The 19,840-nt window shown below is 51.2% G+C and carries 18 protein-coding genes; 13 read left to right on the top strand and 5 right to left on the bottom strand.

From position 1 onward, the window contains the following. The first annotated feature begins 20 nt into the window (after positions 1-20). Together prlC and ACYZZ0_RS14525 are read left to right on the top strand one after the other, a co-directional pair. Complete coding sequence (prlC, locus tag ACYZZ0_RS14530) at positions 21-2,072, top strand: oligopeptidase A (protein ID WP_461537357.1); 2,052 nt, start codon at positions 21-23, stop codon at positions 2,070-2,072. Next, entirely contained in the window at positions 2,069-2,311 is a 243-nt protein-coding gene (locus ACYZZ0_RS14525) for a YheV family putative zinc ribbon protein (RefSeq protein ID WP_461537356.1), read from the top strand. Before prlC ends, ACYZZ0_RS14525 begins: the two co-directional genes overlap by 4 nt. Before the next feature lie 75 nt (positions 2,312-2,386). Here ACYZZ0_RS14525 and ACYZZ0_RS14520 read toward each other — a convergent pair whose 3' ends face one another. Next, the gene (locus ACYZZ0_RS14520) at positions 2,387-3,016 is read right to left on the bottom strand and encodes a hypothetical protein (protein ID WP_461537355.1); all 630 of its coding nucleotides are present in this window, start codon (positions 3,014-3,016) and stop codon (positions 2,387-2,389) included. Positions 3,017-4,225: 1,209 nt separating this feature from the next. Between ACYZZ0_RS14520 and coxB the strand changes: the two genes are divergently transcribed. From coxB to ACYZZ0_RS14500, 4 genes are read left to right on the top strand one after another with little or no spacing between them, the layout of a single operon-like run. Continuing rightward, positions 4,226-5,380 (top strand): cytochrome c oxidase subunit II, encoded by a 1,155-nt coding sequence (gene coxB, locus ACYZZ0_RS14515; protein ID WP_461537354.1) that lies wholly within the window; start codon positions 4,226-4,228, stop codon positions 5,378-5,380. A gap of 18 nt (positions 5,381-5,398) precedes the next feature. Beyond that, positions 5,399-6,982 (top strand): cytochrome c oxidase subunit I, encoded by a 1,584-nt coding sequence (ctaD, locus tag ACYZZ0_RS14510; RefSeq protein ID WP_461537353.1) that lies wholly within the window; start codon positions 5,399-5,401, stop codon positions 6,980-6,982. 15 nt (positions 6,983-6,997) lie between these two features. Then, the gene (locus ACYZZ0_RS14505; RefSeq protein ID WP_461537352.1) at positions 6,998-7,570 is read left to right on the top strand and encodes a cytochrome c oxidase assembly protein; all 573 of its coding nucleotides are present in this window, start codon (positions 6,998-7,000) and stop codon (positions 7,568-7,570) included. A gap of 23 nt (positions 7,571-7,593) precedes the next feature. Continuing rightward, on the top strand, positions 7,594-8,484 hold the full coding sequence (locus ACYZZ0_RS14500) for a cytochrome c oxidase subunit 3 (RefSeq protein WP_461537351.1): 891 nt from the start codon (positions 7,594-7,596) through the stop codon (positions 8,482-8,484). On the opposite strand, the gene ACYZZ0_RS14495 is transcribed toward ACYZZ0_RS14500, so the two are convergent. Beyond that, entirely contained in the window at positions 8,472-8,720 is a 249-nt protein-coding gene (locus ACYZZ0_RS14495) for a DUF2909 domain-containing protein (RefSeq protein ID WP_461537350.1), read from the bottom strand. The two genes, ACYZZ0_RS14500 and ACYZZ0_RS14495, sit on opposite strands and share 13 nt — an antisense overlap. A gap of 118 nt (positions 8,721-8,838) precedes the next feature. Between ACYZZ0_RS14495 and ACYZZ0_RS14490 the strand changes: the two genes are divergently transcribed. Genes ACYZZ0_RS14490 through ACYZZ0_RS14465 form a run of 6 tightly spaced genes read left to right on the top strand, consistent with a single transcriptional unit; the run spans position 8,839 to position 13,482 of the window. Then, on the top strand, positions 8,839-9,615 hold the full coding sequence (locus ACYZZ0_RS14490) for an SURF1 family protein (protein WP_461537349.1): 777 nt from the start codon (positions 8,839-8,841) through the stop codon (positions 9,613-9,615). 8 nt (positions 9,616-9,623) lie between these two features. Continuing rightward, positions 9,624-10,256, top strand: coding sequence for a hypothetical protein (locus ACYZZ0_RS14485; protein WP_461537348.1), 633 nt, complete (start codon positions 9,624-9,626; stop codon positions 10,254-10,256). A 4-nt stretch (positions 10,257-10,260) separates the two neighbouring features. Then, a complete protein-coding gene (locus ACYZZ0_RS14480; RefSeq protein WP_461537347.1) occupies positions 10,261-10,857 on the top strand; it encodes a DUF2059 domain-containing protein in 597 nt (198 codons plus the stop codon). After that, entirely contained in the window at positions 10,854-11,897 is a 1,044-nt protein-coding gene (locus ACYZZ0_RS14475; RefSeq protein WP_461537346.1) for a COX15/CtaA family protein, read from the top strand. The genes ACYZZ0_RS14480 and ACYZZ0_RS14475 overlap by 4 nt, the downstream gene beginning before the upstream one ends. Then, positions 11,897-12,784, top strand: coding sequence for a heme o synthase (gene cyoE / locus ACYZZ0_RS14470; RefSeq protein WP_461537345.1), 888 nt, complete (start codon positions 11,897-11,899; stop codon positions 12,782-12,784). The genes ACYZZ0_RS14475 and cyoE overlap by 1 nt, the downstream gene beginning before the upstream one ends. A 50-nt stretch (positions 12,785-12,834) precedes the next feature. After that, positions 12,835-13,482, top strand: a complete 648-nt coding sequence (locus ACYZZ0_RS14465) for an SCO family protein (RefSeq protein ID WP_461537344.1) — start codon at positions 12,835-12,837, stop codon at positions 13,480-13,482. 88 nt (positions 13,483-13,570) lie between these two features. Here ACYZZ0_RS14465 and ACYZZ0_RS14460 read toward each other — a convergent pair whose 3' ends face one another. Beyond that, positions 13,571-14,293 (bottom strand): SDR family oxidoreductase, encoded by a 723-nt coding sequence (locus ACYZZ0_RS14460; protein WP_461537343.1) that lies wholly within the window; start codon positions 14,291-14,293, stop codon positions 13,571-13,573. A gap of 176 nt (positions 14,294-14,469) precedes the next feature. On the opposite strand from ACYZZ0_RS14460, the gene ACYZZ0_RS14455 reads away from it, so the two are divergent. After that, a complete protein-coding gene (locus ACYZZ0_RS14455) occupies positions 14,470-15,315 on the top strand; it encodes a LysR family transcriptional regulator (RefSeq protein ID WP_461537342.1) in 846 nt (281 codons plus the stop codon). A 97-nt stretch (positions 15,316-15,412) separates the two neighbouring features. On the opposite strand, the gene aceF is transcribed toward ACYZZ0_RS14455, so the two are convergent. Both aceF and aceE read right to left on the bottom strand, forming a co-directional pair. Then, entirely contained in the window at positions 15,413-17,044 is a 1,632-nt protein-coding gene (gene aceF, locus ACYZZ0_RS14450) for a dihydrolipoyllysine-residue acetyltransferase (protein WP_461537341.1), read from the bottom strand. 26 nt (positions 17,045-17,070) lie between these two features. Beyond that, complete coding sequence (gene aceE, locus ACYZZ0_RS14445; RefSeq protein WP_461537340.1) at positions 17,071-19,731, bottom strand: pyruvate dehydrogenase (acetyl-transferring), homodimeric type; 2,661 nt, start codon at positions 19,729-19,731, stop codon at positions 17,071-17,073. Positions 19,732-19,840: the final 109 nt, after the last annotated feature.

The raw sequence follows: 19,840 nt of genomic DNA, 5'->3' as shown, positions 1-19,840 counted from the left end.
AACTAACCGGATTCTGACCTATGAGTAACCCGCTAACGGTCTCCCATACCCTGCCGCCATTCTCTGCTATCAAGCCGGAGCATGTGGAGCCAGCTATTACCCAGCTGCTGCAGGAGGCCCGCGCCGCTACCGAGCGACTGCTGGCAGAAAATACTGTTTACACCTGGGATAACCTGCTGCAACCGCTGGAAGCGATTGATGACAAACTGAGTCAGGCCTGGTCGCCGGTAGGCCACCTGAACGCTGTGATGAACAGCGATGCACTTCGTGATGCATACAACAGCTGTCTTCCGAAACTGTCGGAATATTCCACCTGGGTGGGACAGCACAAGCCTCTGTTTGAAGCCTATCAGCAAATTGCTGACGGTCCTGAATTTGCGCAATTGGATAATGGCCGCCAGAAAGCGATCAAGGATGCCCTTAGGAACTTCCGTCTGGCCGGTGTTGCACTGCGGGAAGACAAGCAGAATCGTTACAAGGAAATCAGCAAAAAGCTGTCTGAACTGTGTAGCAAGTTTTCTGACAATGTACTGGATGCCACACAGGCCTGGAGCAAACTGATTGAGTCAGAATCCGAACTGGAAGGTCTGCCTCAAACCGCGCGGGATATTGCCCGTCAGCAGGCGCAGGCCAAAGACCATGACAGTGGCTGGTTGTTTAACCTTGAATTCCCCAGTTACTTCCCGGTGATGACTTACAGTGCCAACCGGGAGCTGCGTCGTGAAATGTATGAAGCCTACAACACCCGGGCTTCTGATCAGGGCCCGACTGCCGGTCAGTTTGATAATGGCCCGCTGATGGATGAGATTCTGGCGCTGCGCCACGAGAAGGCTCAGCTACTGGGCTTTGAAAACTATGCTGAACTGTCTCTGGCCAGCAAAATGGCTGAGAACCCGCAGCAGGTCGTCGACTTCCTGCGTGATCTGGCCGAGCGTAGCAAGCCTCAGGCCGAGCAGGAACTGGAATCGCTGCAGGCATTCGCCGCTGAAGAATATGGTGTGGATAAACTGGAAGCCTGGGATATTGGCTTCTATTCCGAAAAGCTGCGTGAGCATCGTTATGCTATTTCCCAGGAAGAGCTGCGTCCCTGGTTCCCGGCGGACAATGTGATCAAGGGTATGTTCACCGTCGTCAAGCGACTCTACGGTATCGATATTGTACAGGGCTCTGAGACTGTGGATATCTGGCACAAGGATGCACAGTATTACGAAGTTCAGCGTGACGGTATTACTATTGCCGGCTTCTTTGTGGATAACTATGCCCGTGAAAACAAGCGCGGCGGCGCCTGGATGGATGAATGCCGGGTGCGTCGTCTGACTGATGACAGTGTTCAGCTGCCTGTGGCCTACCTCACCTGTAACTTTACGCCGGCCGTTGGTGATCAGCCGGCACTGTTGACCCATGATGAAGTGGTCACTATGTTCCACGAGTTTGGTCATGGCCTGCATCATATGCTGACTAAAGTCGATTATGCTGCGGTATCCGGTATTAACGGGGTAGCCTGGGATGCGGTCGAGCTGCCGAGTCAGTTTATGGAGAACTGGTGCTGGGAAAAAGAAGGTCTGGCACTGATTTCCGGTCATGTTGAAACCGGCGAACCGCTGCCTGATGACAAGCTGGAACGCCTGCTGGCTGCCAAGAACTTCCAGAGCGCAATGATGATGGTGCGCCAGCTGGAGTTCTCCCTGTTTGATTTCCGTCTGCATCGTGAATATCAGCCGGGAATCAGTGTGCAGAAAGTACTCGATGAAGTGCGGGATGAAGTGGCTGTGATCAAACCGCCGGTATTTAACCGCTTCCAGAACGGCTTCAGCCATATCTTTGCCGGTGGCTATGCGGCCGGTTACTACAGCTACAAGTGGGCGGAAGTATTGTCTGCGGATGCGTTCTCACTGTTTGAAGAGAATGGCATTTTTGACCATGCAACCGGTGAGTCTTTCCTGAATAATATTCTGGAAAAGGGTGGCTCTGAAGAGCCGATGGAGCTGTTTGTCAGCTTCCGCGGACGTGAGCCGAAGATCGATGCCCTGCTGCGGCATTGTGGTATTGCCAGCGAGACAGAAGCTGCATGACAGTCAAGAAACGCTTTATAGCCGGGGCAGTTTGCCCCAAATGTGGCGAAATGGACCGTATCGTTATGTTTGATCAGGATGACCAGTCCGTCCGGGAATGTGTCTCCTGTGGCTTTACGGATGCCATGCGCTACGAAGTTGCCGTTAATCAGCCGGCCACCCGGCTCGACCAGACCGCCAAAGCAGGTCAGTCGGAACAGGCAACCGAGGTTGTGAAGCTGGTCGGGCTTGATAGTTAAGCCGATATAAATCAAGAGCAAAACAAAAAGGCCGGATTATCCGGCCTTTTTTATGCGTGATAAACAGTGCGGGTATCAGTAGAGACCGGGTGTGGTTCTCATTTCCAGACCATTCCGGTCTGCCAGGCTATGCACGGTAGCCAGTGGATTAAACGGGTTCGATTTAGCAAAGGAACCCATTCCTGGACGGGTGAATACCGGGCGTACACCATTCATTTTGGCAAGCAGGTCTTCGACAATGAAATCCAGTTGATTGGCAAAGTCTTCACCCAGCAGGGTGTGAATAATCAGGCTATCCCAAGTTGAATTCAGTTTAACAAGCGGCACGCCACTGGCGGCCATTGAGATGTCATTAATTTCCTCCGCAACCCGATGTATAAGATAAGCGTCGTCCAGTAAATCCTCCATAATAGGGTTACGCTTGTGGGAGCGAAGGTAACTACGTGCTACTTCCAGAAACGGGTAAACAAAATCTTCGGTACCGCTTTTACGGGCGGCTTCACTGAACTGCTCAAGTAAAACAACAGACTGCTCGATATAGTCACAGGCGAAACGATACAGCAATTCGGAATTACAGTCGGCAGGTATGCTGATCAGGCTGGAACAATCGTCCATAAGCTCGTCAATAAGGGACTTGAATTGCAGGGTTGTCTGCTCGTGACGCTTGGCCTCTTCAATCAACTCGCGAATTGGGTGTGTGTTCATCAGGGTCTCCATGACAGCCAGCACGTCCTTGGATTTATTTGTTTTCTGTGGGCTGGAGTTTTACTGCAACATAGCAAAAACCGGTTTAGAAATATCACTTTTTCATATGAAAAAATGCCCTTATAAATTCAAAGCAATTACTATTCCACCGGCTTGAAGCAGTTGAATATGATGCTGAAATGAGAATTGTGTTGAGAGAAATTTAAAACCACAAGATATGCTCCCTGATGGCAAAAAAATGACAGTGATGTTTTTAAAAAGTGTCAATTTTTTGCCTTTGTCATTTTTATGGCGCCAAAAAAATATCGCGCATCCGGGTAAATTTTTATCTCAAAAAGATAAAAAAGTCTCAAGATTTTTTTATTTATGACGGGTATTGCTGAAACAAAATTCTGGTGTTATATGCAAAATAAAATGCGTCAATTAAAACAGGCTTTTAATTGACGGCTGTCGTTTTTAAAAGCCGGTTTGAATCTTGAATAAAAGTACAAGTTTTAAAGGTCCAGGTTGAAAGGCTTATAACCAAAAGCTAAGGGTTTTGTTTGCTTTTCATGTCTTATGTTGTTTAATGAAAGCTCAGGACTATACTCAGTGACGTTGTTTGTTGTGTCAGACTGTGGAGTGTGTTCCGCCTGGCAGGAACGGGTTGTAATTCAATTTGACCTGCCTTCGGAAGTATAAAGCAGTAATCGCTTGAAATGCTGTCAGCGCCTGTGGTTCTGAATGACAATATTCAGAACAGCCGAAAGGCAAAAGGGAACCTTAATAAAGTTTTCCACAGGGGTCGGTGTTTTTTGAGCAGTTGGATAACAGGTAATGTCATCGCTGTACGTGATGCAGGTTGGGCAGGACAGGTTCAGACTGAACCTGGCAGTTGCAAGCCTTGCTCATTGCGCAGGATAGCACTGAGTTAACCGAGCTGACTGAGCTAACCGAGTTAACTGGAATAACAGTACACACCGCCCTTTCAGTCACCATGATGGTGCACTTCCCAGGCAAGTTGTACTTTATCAGTGCAGGCCAGCACAGTGGTAACAATAACAATGCGCGCTGTAGCCAGCCCATCCGCTGACCTGAGGGGCCTGCCGCATTTCTTTCCTGTCCCGCTGTCCGGGCGTTTTCCACACTCTTCATTCTGATTGGAACTGATGGGTTACCAATAACGACAACCTTGTACGTGTCTCATTGCAGACCAGAGGGTTTAAGGGAATGAAGCACAGCGTGCGTATTCTTGCGGGGCTTATGGGTCTGGGGTCGGCCATGTCCCAGGCTGATTGGGGTCTCAATATGACCCGGGGAGTCACCTCCGTCAGTGAGGATGTTTATGGACTCCATATGGCCATATTCTGGGTTTGCGTCATTATTGGCGTGATTGTGTTTGGTGTGATGTTCTGGTCAATCATAATGCACCGGAAATCACGAGGCGTTAAACCGGCAACTTTCCATGAAAGTACGCTGGTAGAAATACTCTGGACCACGATTCCTTTTTTGATTCTCGTCGGGATGGCAATTCCGGCAACCAAAACCCTGATCCATATGTATGACGCGGATGATTCCGATATTGATATCAAAGTCACCGGCCATCAATGGAAGTGGGAGTATGAATATCTTGGAGAAGGCGTTTCATTCTTCAGTAATCTATCGACACCACTTGAACAGATTTATAACGTTCGCCGCAAGAATCCCAATTACCTGCTTGAAGTTGATGAACCATTAGTTGTTCCAACGGGCAAAAAGATTCGATTCCTGATTACCGCAGGCGATGTTATTCACTCATGGTGGGTTCCTGCACTCGCAGTTAAAAAAGATGCCATCCCCGGCTTTATTAATGAAGCCTGGACGATCATTGATAAACCCGGAATCTACCGGGGACAGTGTGCGGAATTATGCGGCCGCAATCATGCTTTTATGCCGATCGTGCTTGATGTCCGTTCTGAAGAAGATTACGCCAGTTGGCTCGGTGAAAAACGTGAAGAAGCGAAAGCCATTCGCGCCCTGACTGCACGCGATTGGAGTTATGACGAACTCTATGATCGCGGCAAGGGTGTTTACAACAAAGTCTGTGCTCAGTGTCATCAGGCAAATGGTATGGGTATTCCCGGAGCCTTCCCGGCATTGAAGGGAACGCCGATGACAACCAAAAAAGATCAGCTGACGGCACATGTGGATATTGTGGTGAATGGCAAGAAGGGAACTGCCATGCAGGCGTTCGGACCACAGCTGAATGAAGCTGATCTTGCGGCTGTCATTACCTACGAGCGAAACGCGTGGGGTAACAATACCGGGCAGATGGTGAAGCCTGTGGATATCCTTCAGTACAAGAAAACCGGTCAGTTGCCACAGACCGGCGATCAAGCCAAATAAAGGGACGGAGGGTTAATCATGAGTGCTATGACTGATACCGGGCACGCTGATGCACACCACGGTCCGGCCAAAGGATTGATGCGCTGGGTGCTGACAACCAACCACAAGGACATCGGCAGTATGTACCTGTGGTTCAGCTTCTTCATGTTTCTGGCCGGTGGCTTTATGGCCATGGTAATCCGGGCAGAACTTTTTGAGCCGGGAATGCAGATTGTCGAACCGGAATTCTATAACCAGATGCTGACCATGCATGGTCTGATCATGGTATTCGGTGCGGTAATGCCAGCCTTTACCGGACTGGCTAACTGGATGATTCCGATGATGGTTGGAGCGCCGGATATGGCGCTACCGCGAATGAATAACTGGAGCTTCTGGATTCTGCCCTTTGCCTTTGCGTTGATGATGAGCACCCTGTTTATGGAAGGTGGTGGTCCCAACTTTGGTTGGACAGCTTACGCACCGTTATCCACAGATTACGGGCCGAAATCGACCACCTTCTTTATCTTCGCCATTCATATGATGGGTATCTCGTCCATCATGGGAGCGATTAACATTATTGCGACCATCCTGAACCTGCGGGCGCCGGGGATGACGTTAATGAAGATGCCGTTGTTTGTCTGGACCTGGCTAATAACGGCTTATCTACTGATTGCCGTAATGCCTGTATTGGCCGGTGCCGTCACCATGATGCTGATGGATATCCATTTTGGCACCAGCTTCTTTAATGCTGGCGGTGGTGGTGACCCGGTGCTTTACCAGCACGTGTTCTGGTTCTTCGGGCATCCTGAAGTATACATCATGATTCTGCCGGCCTTTGGTATTGTCTCTGCGATTATTCCGGCCTTTGCCCGTAAGCCGCTGTTTGGTTATACCTCGATGGTTTACGCCACTGCATCTATTGCATTTCTGTCGTTTATTGTCTGGGCACACCATATGTTTACGGTGGGAATTCCGGTTACCGGTGAGCTGTTCTTTATGTATGCCACCATGTTGATTGCGGTGCCAACCGGGGTGAAGGTCTTTAACTGGATTACTACCATGTTCCGTGGCGCCATGACGTTTGAAACGCCGATGCTGTTCTCACTGGCGTTTGTGGTGCTGTTTACCCTGGGTGGTTTCTCCGGTTTGATGTTGGCGATTGCGCCGGCAGACTTCCAGTATCACGACACTTATTTTGTAGTGGCTCACTTCCACTATGTGCTGGTGTCCGGTGCCGTGTTTGCGATTATTGCAGGGGTTTATTACTGGTTGCCCAAATGGACCGGCCATATGTATGACGAGACGCTGGCCAAAACCCATTTTTGGCTGTCATTTATCGGGATGAACCTGACCTTTTTCCCGATGCATTTCCTCGGGTTGGCCGGTATGCCTCGACGAATTCCGGACTATGCGTTGCAGTTTACTGATTTCAATATGATTGCGTCTGCCGGAGGCTTCCTGTTTGGAACGACCCAGTTACTGTTCCTGTTCGTTGTGATCAAGTGTGTCATTTGCGGCAAGAAAGCCGCAGCCAAGCCCTGGGAAGGTGCTGATGGTCTGGAGTGGAGCGTGCCCTCGCCTGCGCCTTACCATACTTTCTCTACTCCGCCTGATGTGAAGTAAGGCGGGGTTCGGACTATGGCATTTTCATTTCTGCGATCGAAGCTGCTGTCTGAAGACAGTATTTTTCGCCGGGAGGGAAAAACCGGATCGGCGGCTCGTATGGCGCTGGTTGCAGTGGCTATGTTCGGGTTTGGTTTTCTGCTGGTGCCGATCTACGACGTTATGTGTAAGGCGATCGGCATTAACGGCAAAACCGACCCAAATCCCTACAAGGTTGTAGAAGCCAAAGTCGATACCAGCCGCAAGATTAAGATCCAGTTTATAGCCACAAACAATGCGGCTATGAGCTGGGAGTTTGGTCCGACAGTTAAAGAAATAGAAGTGCATCCGGGCGAAGTGGGCTCTCTGAGTTTTTACGCCCGTAACCCCACCGGCAAGCGAATGACCGCTCAGGCTATTCCCAGTGTAACGCCATTCAAGGGAACGGATTTCCTGCATAAAACCGAGTGTTTCTGCTTTACCACTCAGACGCTGGATGCCGGTGAAGAAATTGATATGCCGCTGAAGATCATCATTGATCAGGATCTTCCCAAGTACATCAAGAAACTTACGCTTTCGTACACACTGTTTGATGTAACCGACATGTGACGGGCAACCCAAGGAGAAAAAACATGGCAGGTGAAAGCAGCTACTATGTGCCCGCCCAGAGCAAATGGCCGATTATTGCCTCAATCGGACTGTTTCTGACGGTGGTCGGCGCCGGCATCATGATGAATGATATGAGTGCCGGAGTGAAAGATTCTACCGGGCACTGGGTGTTGTTTGCCGGTGGCCTGATCATGGCTTATATGCTGTTTGGCTGGTTTGGCAATGTGATTCAGGAGAGTCGTTCCGGGCTCTACAGCGAGCAGATGGATCGCAGTTTCCGCTGGGGTATGTTCTGGTTCATCTTTTCCGAAGTGATGTTCTTTGCCGCCTTCTTTGGCACCCTGTTTTATGTGCGCCATTTTTCTGTGCCATGGATTGGGGGAGAAGGTGCCGGAGAAATGACCCATATGCTGCTGTGGCCGGAATTTATCAGCCACTGGCCGCTGATGAAAAACCCGGATAACACCTCTTTTCAGGGTGCCAGCGGGGTTATTGACCCGTTTCATCTTCCGCTGCTGAACACCTTGCTGCTGGTAGCTTCCAGTGTCACTGCAACCATTGCCCATCATGCCCTCAAGAATAATGAACGGACCAAGGTCAAATTATGGCTGGTAGCAACACTGATACTGGGTTTTGCATTTCTGTTCTTTCAGGCGGAAGAGTATATCGAAGCCTACGATAACCTTGGTCTGACGCTGGCTTCAGGAATCTATGGCTCAACCTTCTTTATTCTGACCGGCTTTCACGGTGCTCATGTAACGCTGGGTGCGATAATGCTGACTATCATGTTGGTTCGGGTTATGAAGGGTCACTTTACCCCGGAAAAGCATTTCGCATATGAAGCCGCATCCTGGTACTGGCACTTTGTGGATGTGGTCTGGATTGGTCTATTTGTCTTTGTTTACTTGGTTTGATGCTGTTCCGGCTGTCCCTTGTCTGGATGTAGCCAGGGTGCATGGCTGGTGATATCACCGTGTAGCCAGGCAAGGGTAATTAACAGCATCAGCAGTACGGAAAGTGTGATTCGCACCTTGAGAGAAGTCAGTAGTCGTTTTGATTGGCTTTTGTCGTTTAGAAGAAAGTAGAAGCCGGTTGCCAGGCTGACAATGATGGCAATCAGAAAAATAACAATAATAGTCTTTAACCACATGGCGTTTCCCTGACTGAATATTTGATGTGTCTACCATCATATACAGGGTGAAACAGACTCGCTATGAAGAGTGTTGCCAGGAAGTGAGTTGTCAGGAAGAGCATCAGCATAAAGATACGTGTTCTTCATTTCAGATTCAGTCTGGTATTCAGGTGGTAAAGCGTTTTCAAGTGGTAGCAGTATGGTGTGGAGTTTCAGGCGCAAGCTGACAATTCTGTTTATTCTGCTGTTTCCCCTGTTGCTGAGTCTGGGGTTCTGGCAATTCTCCCGTTATGCCGAAAAAAAAGCCCTGATGGAACAGTTTGAAAAACGTTTCACCGAGGCTCCGGTCAGTCTTGATATTGCTTTGCAGAATCAGAACCCCCGTTACCGTCGCATCAGCCTTTCCGGTTATTACGATAATCAGCATACCTTCTTACTGGATAACCGGATTAATAACGGCCAGCCCGGATATGAAGTTTTTACGCCTTTCACTACGCAAACGGGAGAAATAGTGCTGGTTAACAGGGGCTGGATCAGCCGTGGGCAAGATCGTTCGGTGTTACCGGAAATTCCGGTCTATGCTGAGCTGACCAGATTGCAGGGACAGTTGTACAAACCTCTGGGTAAAGCGTTTGTTCTGGGCCATGAAACCTGGTCACCGCAATGGCCTCAGCGTATGCAGGCGCTGGATATGGAACGGATTCAGGATCTGCTGGGAAAGCCACTTGTACCCTATTTTCTGGTACTGGATGAACAGCAGAGCGGCAGTTTGAACTATTTTTTCAAGCCGGTTGTGATGTCTCCGGCAAAACATATGGGTTATGCCGTGCAGTGGTTTTTGATGGCAGCCTGTCTGCTGATTCTGGTTGTTTACAGGATTTATAAAACCGGCAGAAAACAAGTACGGGAGTAATAACAATAATGAATAATGTACTGACCTCTCCAGCCAATGAGCCTGTAAAAAGAGCTCGAAAACGCCGAACCTGGATCATCCTGTTCTGCATTATGTTGTTGCCGGCTTTGGGTATGGGGCTTTCAACCTGGATGTATTTTTCCGGTTATGTGCCTGAAGGTCGCACCAATAATGGCAGTCTGATTCTGCCGCCACTGGAGTTTTCGAGGCTGAATCTCACCAGTACGGATATTGCGTTCGGAATGGAAGAGCTCGATGGTCGCTGGGCTTTGATGATAGTCCCCGATATGACACCAGATTCAACCTGCAGTGATGACTGTGAACAACTGCTGTATCTCAGCAGGCAGGCACATATTGCACTGGCACGTGAGTCTGACAGGGTGGTACGGCTGTTTGTGCAGGATAATGGTGTAGATAAAGACATGGCGCTGGAACAAGAGCATCCAGCCATGGAGTGGTTGAATACCGATTTGCTGAAAACCCGGGAGTATCTACTGCAGAAAGCGAAGAGCTCTGAGGGCAGTCACCTTTATATTGTCGACCCCCTCGGAAACATCATGATGCACTACACCGCGGAGCACAGTGGCAATGAAATTTTGCGAGATATTCAGAAACTGCTGAAGCTGTCACAGATAGGATAAGTTCATGCACATTATCCGGTTGCTATCAAAAACAGTTTATGACCTGAAAGCGCTGCATTTTGTGTTACCGCTATTGCTTATAGCAGGTTATGTTTCAGCCAGTCAGGAGTCGCCGGATAGCTATAAAAAAGAAAACCATAATCAAGCCAGCCATGAACAAAAAGTGCAGGCTTTATTTGCACTTATAAACCTGCCGGCGGTGTATCGCCGGGAAGTCGAGAAGATTGTTGCAAGTCAGAAAGACCAGATCGACCATTTTGAATACTTTGAAGATGTAATCCGTGAATGGGCAACACAGGTTACGGGTTGGGAGGTTTTGCAGCCAAAAATCGCGGAACTTTATAAATCGAGCTTTACTGAAGCTGAATTAAACGACATGTTAGTGTTTTACGGGAGTGAAACAGGACAGAAATTTCTACAATTACAGCCACTGATATCAACTCGAATACGGCAAATGGGAACCGAGGCGGCGCAACAAAATCGAGGCCGTCTTAAAACCATGCTGCAAAACCGTGCTGAAGAGTTGAAACGCATGGGGCTGATAAAAAGCAAACCTGCCAATACAGAAAACAATAATAACGAAGGGGTTGGCGGCGAATGAGTCCATATGAATCAATAGAACGAAAACCCGGGTACTGGCTATGTCTGCTGGCCACTTTGCTGGCAGTGGTTGTCGTAGTACTCGGTGCCTATACCCGTCTGGTGCATGCCGGACTGGGGTGTCCCGACTGGCCGGGCTGCTATGGCTTTCTGACCGTACCGGAAACCGCTGCAGAAATTCAGCTTGCTGAAAGCCTTTACCCGGATGCACCGGTTGAAGTGGAAAAGGGCTGGCCGGAAATGATCCACCGTTATGTTGCCGGATCACTGGTTTTACTGGTGCTGGGGCTGGTGATTAATGCCGTCAGAAACCGCCATAATCCCGGGCAACCACTGTTTCATCCGATATTTATTTTTGGTTTGATCCTGCTGCAGGCCGCATTTGGCATGTGGACTGTGACCCTGAAGCTTTGGCCTCAGGTGGTTACGGCTCATTTGCTGGGTGGTTTTGCTACCTTGTCTTTACTGTTCCTGTTAACGCTTCGTCTGTCCGGAAAACGCTGGAAACCTTTGACCCGTAGCCGCGGGTTGGGGCGGCTCAGGTTGCTGGCCGGTATGGCAGTTGTGGTAGTGGTAATGCAGATATCACTGGGTGGCTGGATCAGCTCCAACTATGCCGCCCTAGCCTGCCCTGATCTACCGCTATGTCAGGGTAAGGTCTGGCCTGAAATGGATTTTGATGAGGGATTTGATATCACCCAGGCTATTGGCCCGAACTATCTGGGGGGCCAACTTGATGGTGAAGCCCGTGTTGCTATTCATATGGCTCACCGGATAGGCGCAGTGATAACTACGTTGTTTTTGCTGTGGCTCATAATGGCGTCACTTAAATACGTCGATGGTTCCGTTTCTGGCAGAAACCCGATTAAGGGTGCTGCGCTTGCCGTACTGTTTATGTTGCTGGTTCAGCTGGCTCTCGGGCTGGCCAACGTTTATTTCTATCTTCCCCTGCAGGTTGCTGTCGCACACAACCTTGGCGGTGCTTTGTTACTGCTGAGTGTTATTGGCCTGAATTATCGTCTCGCATGGAGGACGTCATAATGTCACAGGAAAATACACTGACACTGCGTGCAGGATGGCGCGATTATCTCGAACTGTGCAAGCCCCGTGTTGTGGCACTGATGATCCTGACGGCGATCATAGGTATGTGTCTGGCGACAGCAACCTGGGTGCCGTTAAGTGCTCTTATCTTTGGCAACCTGGGAATTGCCTTATGCGCTGGCTCGGCTGCAGTTATCAACCATGTGGTGGATAGCCGGATAGATCAGATTATGGCGCGCACCCGCAACCGTCCGGTAGCTACCGGGCGGGTTGATTCCCGGAGTGCACTGCTGTTTTCGCTGGCACTCGGAGTATCCGGGATGGCTATCTTGCTGGTAATGGTTAATGCATTAACGGCTTGGCTGACACTGGCTTCGCTGGTTGGGTATGCGGTGATCTACACCGGTGTGCTGAAGCGAGCCACACCGCAGAATATTGTAATTGGCGGTCTGGCCGGTGCCGCCCCTCCCCTGCTGGGCTGGACTGCCGTTACCGGACATTTCGAACCGGATGCCCTGCTGCTGGTACTGATTATTTTTGCCTGGACGCCGCCTCATTTCTGGGCGCTGGCCATTCACCGTAAAGAAGAATATGCCAAGGCGGATATCCCCATGCTGCCTGTAACCCATGGTGAAAGTTATGCTGCGCTGCACAGTCTGCTTTATACCCTGGTGCTGCTGGCCGTCAGTGCCCTACCCTTTGTAACCGGAATGAGCGGGATTGTTTATCTGGTGGGCGCCATGATTCTGGGGGGGCGCTTTTTGTACTGGTCGATTGCTCTGCTAAGGAAATCCCGGCCACATGCTGCAATCAAGATGTTCAAGTTTTCTATCACTTACTTAATGCTGTTATTTGTCTTGCTGCTGGTAGATCACTACATGCTTTAATACGATGTCCCGGATAAACCGATATAAAGATTTATAAAATGAGGTAGGAAATGAAAAAGTCAGTCCAGCTAACGGTTTTTGCTCTGGTTGGCATAATTGCATTGGTAGTGGGGCTGACCTTTTACCGCACTATTTATAAGCCGCCCATGAGTACCGAGCAGTTAAGGCAGTCAGGTACTGTCGTATTTGATGCGGCGCGCTCTTTTGAAACCGGCAAGTTGCTGAAGCATACCGGCGAAGAGTTTGACCAGAATGACTTCAATGGCAAATGGTCTCTGCTGTATTTCGGTTATACCTTCTGCCCGGATATCTGCCCGGTATCCCTCACCAAAATGAATCAGTTCCACAAACTGCTGGCTGAGAAAGATCCCGAGCTGGCAGAGAAGATCAAAGTTTATATGGTGACGGTTGATCCGCAGCGGGATACTGTCGAGCAAATGGGCCAGTATATGCCTTACTTTAACCCGGAGTTTGTAGGTCTGACCGGGGAAATGAAGTATCTGTATAACTTTGCCCGCCAGCTGAATGTACCTTTCAGTCCGGTTGCGCAGCAGTCAGATGAGTTCTATCTGGTTGATCACAGTGCCAATATTTTTGTTGTGAACCCGAAGGGTGATTACCACGGCTTTATTCGTCCGCCTCTGGATGCGGCCAAAATGTTGAATGTGATGAAAACACTCGATAGAAACTTTGATTAATTTTTGATTCAGCTTTTCCCCATAAAAAAAGGACCGGCGAACCGGTCCTTTTTCACACACACGAAGAAACTAGTTTTCTTCGATTCTTTTATGGCTGCTGACGGGTAGCAGTCACAACAATCTCACGCACACACACGTTCTGTGGCTGGTTATAAGCGAAAGATACGCAGCTGGCGATATCCTGAGGAACGATTACACCACCCATGCTGTCTTTCCAACTTTCGTAGCCTGCCTTGATATCTTCAGAAGTAGTGTGACCCAGCAGTTCGGTCTGTACTGCACCCGGAGCGATAGTGATCACACGTACGCTGTCGTCAGCAACTTCTTCGCGCAGGGTTTCGGTCAGACCGTGAACGGCAAATTTGGTGCCACAGTAAGCCATGTGGTTCGGGAAGCCCTTGATACCGGCAACAGAACTCAGGTTGATGATGGTGCCGCCCTTGCGCTCTTTCATGGCGCCAACAACAGCGTGAACACCGTTCAGCACGCCCTTGATGTTAACGTCGATCATCTTGTCCCACTCGGACGGATCCTGGTCGTGAGCAAAGCCCAGCAGCATTACGCCGGCGTTGTTAACCAGGCAGTCGGTCGGGCCGTACTGGGCTTCAGCTTCCTTGATGGCTGCTGCAACAGCTTCACGGTCAGTCACGTCAACCTTGCGGCACATGGCATTCGGCAGATCCAGTGCTTCCAGACGCTCGATACGACGAGCCAGCAGCAACAGCGCGTGGCCCTGCTCGCTGAACTGACGAGCGATGGCTTCACCGATACCGGAACTTGCACCTGTTACAACTACCAGAGGTTTGGTCATGCTATTTCTCTCCTGTAAACTTGTGCGCCCCTGCTTTCAAGGGCGGTAGCTCCGGGTCGCGGGTTACGGCCGGGCACTTCGTTTTGATGCCGCATAATGTAGGGCTAACAAGGTTTTTAATGAAATACCTTTTAATTTGATCAGTCATAACCTCAGGTTATGTCCAGGAGCAGGCATTGGATATCAGGTTGCTGAAGCAGTTTGTGGCAGTCTATGAAGAGCAGAATATTTCCCGTGCAGCGGAGCGCTGCTGTGTATCCCAGCCTGCACTGTCAAATGCGATTCGTCAGCTTGAAGATGAACTCGACTGCTTGCTGTTTAACCGTAGCAAGCGGGGCGTGATCCCGACACCGGAAGCTGACCAGCTGTATCCGATGGCCAACCGGATGGTGGGGGAACTGGATAGTATTCCCAAATTGTTCAAACAGACCCAGCATACTGGCACTCTGACGATCGGTATGATGCCGGAGTTGCCTCACCGGCATGTGGCCGAATTGCTGGCTGAAATAAAAACCATCCTGCCCCATGAACATCTGAAAATTGTCCGTCATGAAGAAGCGTGTGATGTACGGCTGTTGCTGGATGTTATGAAAGACGATGATGAACTTTTTCTTCCTGTCTGGCGGGAGAAGTATGTGTTCTGTCTGCATCGGGATCACTTGCTGGCAGAGCAGGAAACGATTGTTCCCGCTGACCTGGATAACCAACCATTTATTATATGCCCGCCCTGTGAAGCGCATCAGCGTACATTGGGACTGGTCGGACAGCAGGGTTTCAAAACCAATGTTGTTGCCAGTGCTGCAACTAAAAATCAGGTAGCAATGCTGCTGCTGGCTCAGGTCGGAGTTTCGTTTTTACCTGAGGGTATGGCGGCAGAATGGCCTGAGCTGGTAACCCGGCCGTTTGATGGTCCGTCTGACTACCGTCAGGTGGGGTTGGCCTGGTCCAGCAATCGCACAGCCAATCCTTTACTGCAGCAGGTATTGAGCCAGTTGAACAATACTGAAACAGGAACAGAATAAAGCGATAAAAAAAGCCCGATATCAGCGAACCGATACCGGGCTTTGAGAGGGATTCAATAGTTTACAAACCGTCAGCCGTATTTGGCTGACGGGTATATCAGAAGAACAACAGGCGACGGATATCGCTCAGCAGGTGGCTTACCAGTCCGGTGAAGCGCGCTGCGTCAGCACCGTTGATTGCACGGTGGTCGTAAGACAGTGACAGCGGCAGCATCAGACGCGGATCAAAGTCCTGACCATTCCATACCGGCTTCATCTGCGCCTTGGAAATACCCAAAATGGCAACTTCCGGTGCATTCACGATCGGAGTGAATGCGGTACCACCGATGGAGCCCAGGCTGGAAATAGTGAAGCAGCCACCCTGCATTTCTGCCGGCTTCAGCTTTTTATCACGTGCCTTGGCGGCCAGTTCCAGAATCTCTTCGGACAGTTCCCACAGACCCTTCTTGTCAGCATCCTTGATGACCGGAACCAGCAGGCCGTCCGGCGTATCAACTGCCATACCGATATTGACGTAGTCCTTGTAGATCATGGACTCGCCATCAGCACTCAGAGACGCACAGAACTGTGGCATTTCCCGCAGGGCAACCGCACAGGCTTTAACCATGAACGGCATCGGAGTCAGCTTGGTGCCGCGCAGTTCAGCTTCTTTCTTGCTGGCCTTGCGGAAAGCTTCCATCTCGGAGATGTCGGCTTCATCAAACTGGGTTACGTGCGGTACGTTCAGCCAGCTGCGCTGGAAGTTGGTTGCAGCAACCTTGCGCAGACGGTTCAGCGGTTCTTCACGAACCGGACCGAACTTGCTGAAGTCGACTGCAGGCACAGCCGGAATACCGGTGCCGGCAACAGCAGCAGCTGCTGGAGCAGGCTCATTCAGCTTCTGCTTCACGAAGTTCTGAATGTCTTCTTTCACAACACGGCCGCGTGGACCGGTTGCCTTGACCAGTGCCAGATCAACACCGAATTCGCGAGCCAGGCGGCGTACAGCCGGGCCGGCATGCAGGCGACGGTTCTTGTCACGTGGCTGCTCATGGCTGGCCGCCGGTGCTGCTGCAGCCGGTTTTGCCGGAGCAGGTGCAGGCTTGGCCGGTGCCTGAGCTGCTGCTTTTGGCGCTTCGGCTTTCGGAGCTGCAGGTGCAGCCGGGGCGGCACCTTCAACGTCCATGCGCAGAACCAGATCACCCTGGTTCATCTGCTGGCCTTCGGACACGCAAATTTCGGTCACAACACCGGATTCCGGCGACGGAATTTCCATGGTCGCCTTGTCGGATTCCAGTACCACGATCGGCATTTCTTTCTCAACGCGATCGCCCGGCTTGACGCAGATTTCGATAACCGGAACATTCTCGGCACCGATATCAGGAACGGTAATTTCCTGATTCTGTACTGCGGCAGCAGCCTGGGGTGCCGGTGCTTCCGGTTCTGCAGGCGCCTCGACAGGCGCGGCAGCAGGCTCTTCCGCAGGTGCTTCTTCAGCTGCAGCGGAGGCGGCGCCTTCCACTGCTACTTTCACCATCGGCATGCCTTCGGAGACACTGTCTCCAACCTTTACCAGAATCTCGACAATGGTACCGGAAGCGGATACAGGCACTTCCATGGAAGCCTTGTCGGACTCCAGCACAATCAGGGAGTCTTCAGAGTCAACCTTGTCGCCGACATTGGCGCAAACTTCGATCACCTCGGCGCTGTCACTGCCAATATCCGGGATCTTGATGATTTCCTCGGTCATGAATATTCCTCGTCTATCAGCAGTAATTAGCAGTACATCGGGTCAGCTTTTTCAGGGTTGATGCCCTGAGCTTTCAGTGCTTCAGCAACAACCTTAGGCTCGATTTCGCCATCCTTAACCAGCGCGTTCAGGGCAGCGATAACGATGAAGTTGCGATCCACTTCGAAGAATTCACGCAGTGCAGCACGGGTGTCGGAGCGACCGAAACCGTCGGTACCCAGAGTCACGTAAGTACCCGGTACGAAGTCACGGATCTGGTCAGCGTACAGCTTCATGTAGTCGGTAGCTGCGACAACAGGGCCTTTGCGACCGGCCAGGCACTGTTCAACCCAGGAAGTCTGCTTGTCAGCTTCAGGATGCAGCATGTTGTGACGACGTGCGGCCAGACCGTCACGACGCAGTTCGTTCATGCTGGTGGCGCTCCAGATATCGGATTCAACGCCGTAGTCCTTGCGCAGGATTTCGGATGCAGCAATGACTTCCTGCAGGATGGTGCCGCCACCGATCAGCTGGACTTTCGGGCCCTTGTCGCGGGAGTTTTCATCCAGGCAGTACAGACCTCGGATGATGCCTTCCTTCACTTCATCACCTTCCGGCATGGCAGGCTGAACGTAGTTTTCGTTCATGGTGGTGATGTAGTAGAACACGCTTTCCTGGTCCTGAACCATGCGGCGCAGACCGTCCTGAATGATCACAGCCAGTTCATAGCCGTAAGCCGGATCGTAGCTGACGCAGTTCGGAATGGTGGAAGACAGTACGTGGCTGTGACCGTCCTGGTGCTGCAGACCTTCACCGTTCAGGGTGGTACGGCCGGCAGTTGCACCGATCATGAAACCGCGTGCCTGCAGGTCACCGGATGCCCAGGCCAGGTCGCCGGTACGCTGGAAACCGAACATGGAGTAGAAGGTGTAGAACGGAATCATCGGCATGTCGTGGTTGCTGTAGGAGCTTGCAGCAGCAACCCATGCAGCGTGTGCACCGGCTTCGTTGATACCTTCTTCCAGAATCTGGCCAGCCTTGGATTCCTTGTAGAACATGACCTGATCAGCATCCTGCGGCTCGTACTTCTGACCTTCGGCAGAGTAGATGCCCAGCTGACGGAACATGCCTTCCATACCAAAGGTACGGGCTTCGTCCGGTACGATCGGTACGATGTGCTTGCCCAGCTGCTTGTCGCGAACCAGCGCGTTCAGGACACGGACAAACGCCATGGTGGTGGAAATCTTGCGCTCGCCGCTGCCTTTGGTCACAGCGTCAAAAGCACTCAGTTCCGGAGTCTTCAGCTCAACAGAGGTCTGCGGACGACGCTGCGGGATGAAGCCACCCAGCTTTTCACGACGCTTGCGCATGTAAACCATTTCCGGGCTGTCGGAGTCCGGCTTGTAGTATGGCAGGTCTTCCAGGTCTTCATCTTTAACCGGAATGCTGAAGCGGTCACGGAAGGCTTTCAGGTCCTTCATGCTCAGCTTCTTGACCTGGTGGCTGACGTTGGCGGCTTCGGCACTTTCACCGAAAGAGTAGCCCTTAACGGTCTTGGCCAGAATAACAGTCGGCTTGCCGGTAGTATTCACGGCAGCGTGGTAGGCAGCGTATACCTTGTACGGGTCGTGACCACCACGGTTGAGGTGATAGATGTCTTCATCAGACATGTTCTCAACCATCTTCAGGGTTTCAGGGTCGCGACCGAAGAAGTTGTCACGGGTCCACTTGCCACCCTTGGCCTTGCAGTTCTGGTAATCGCCGTCGACGCACTCGTCCATCAGCTGCTGCAGGTTGCCTTTGTTGTCTTCAGCGAACAGCGGATCCCAGTGACGACCCCAGACTACCTTGATGACGTTCCAGCCAGCACCGCGGAATACGCCTTCCAGTTCCTGGATAATCTTGCCGTTACCACGTACCGGTCCGTCCAGACGTTGCAGGTTACAGTTAACAACGAAGATCAGGTTATCCAGCTTTTCACGACCGGCCAGGGAGATCGCACCTAGGGATTCCGGCTCATCCATCTCACCGTCACCCAGGAATGCCCAGACCTTACGGTTGTGATCCTCGATCATGTTGCGGTTTTCGAGGTAACGCATGAAGTGCGCCTGGTAGATAGCCTGCAGTGGGCCCAGACCCATGGATACGGTCGGGAACTGCCAGAAGTCAGGCATCAGCCATGGGTGCGGGTAGGAAGACAGACCTTCGCCGTTCGCTTCCTGACGGAATGTATCCATCTGTTCTTTGCTCAGACGGCCTTCCAGGAAAGCACGGGAGTAGATACCCGGAGCAGTGTGGCCCTGATAGTAAACCAGATCGCCTTCGTGACCGTTCTGAGGGCCACGGAAGAAGTAGTTGTAACCGATATCGTACAGGGTCGCGCTGGAAGAGAAGCTGGAGATGTGACCACCCAGCTCGGAGTCATTCTTGTTGGCGCGCATTACCATCATCAGTGCGTTCCAGCGCACGATGGAGCGGATACGGCGTTCCATGAACAGGTCGCCCGGCATCTTGGCTTCTTTGGCAGGCGGAATAGTGTTGCGGTACGGCGTCGTAATGGCGTACGGAAGCTGCGTACCCTTCTGGTTAGCAGTCTGGGCCAGACGGGTCAGCAGGTAGTGGGCGCGGTCTTCGCCTTCCTGCTCCAGCACTGAATTCAGTGCATCGAGCCACTCCTGAGTTTCGACAGGATCGATGTCGTGCTGCATATAAATGCTCCAGGCCTTGTGGGCCGTCCTTCTGGTCTGTATTTGTGAGGGTATCGACCTGAATCGCCGGACTGATGGCGACGGTGCTGATAACAGGCTTCAGTATAGG

The sequence above is a fragment of the Spongorhabdus nitratireducens genome (assembly GCA_947387575.1).
Classification (GTDB): Bacteria; Pseudomonadota; Gammaproteobacteria; order Pseudomonadales; family Endozoicomonadaceae; genus CANDOC01.
This window is presented reverse-complemented; position numbering and strand designations above follow the sequence as displayed.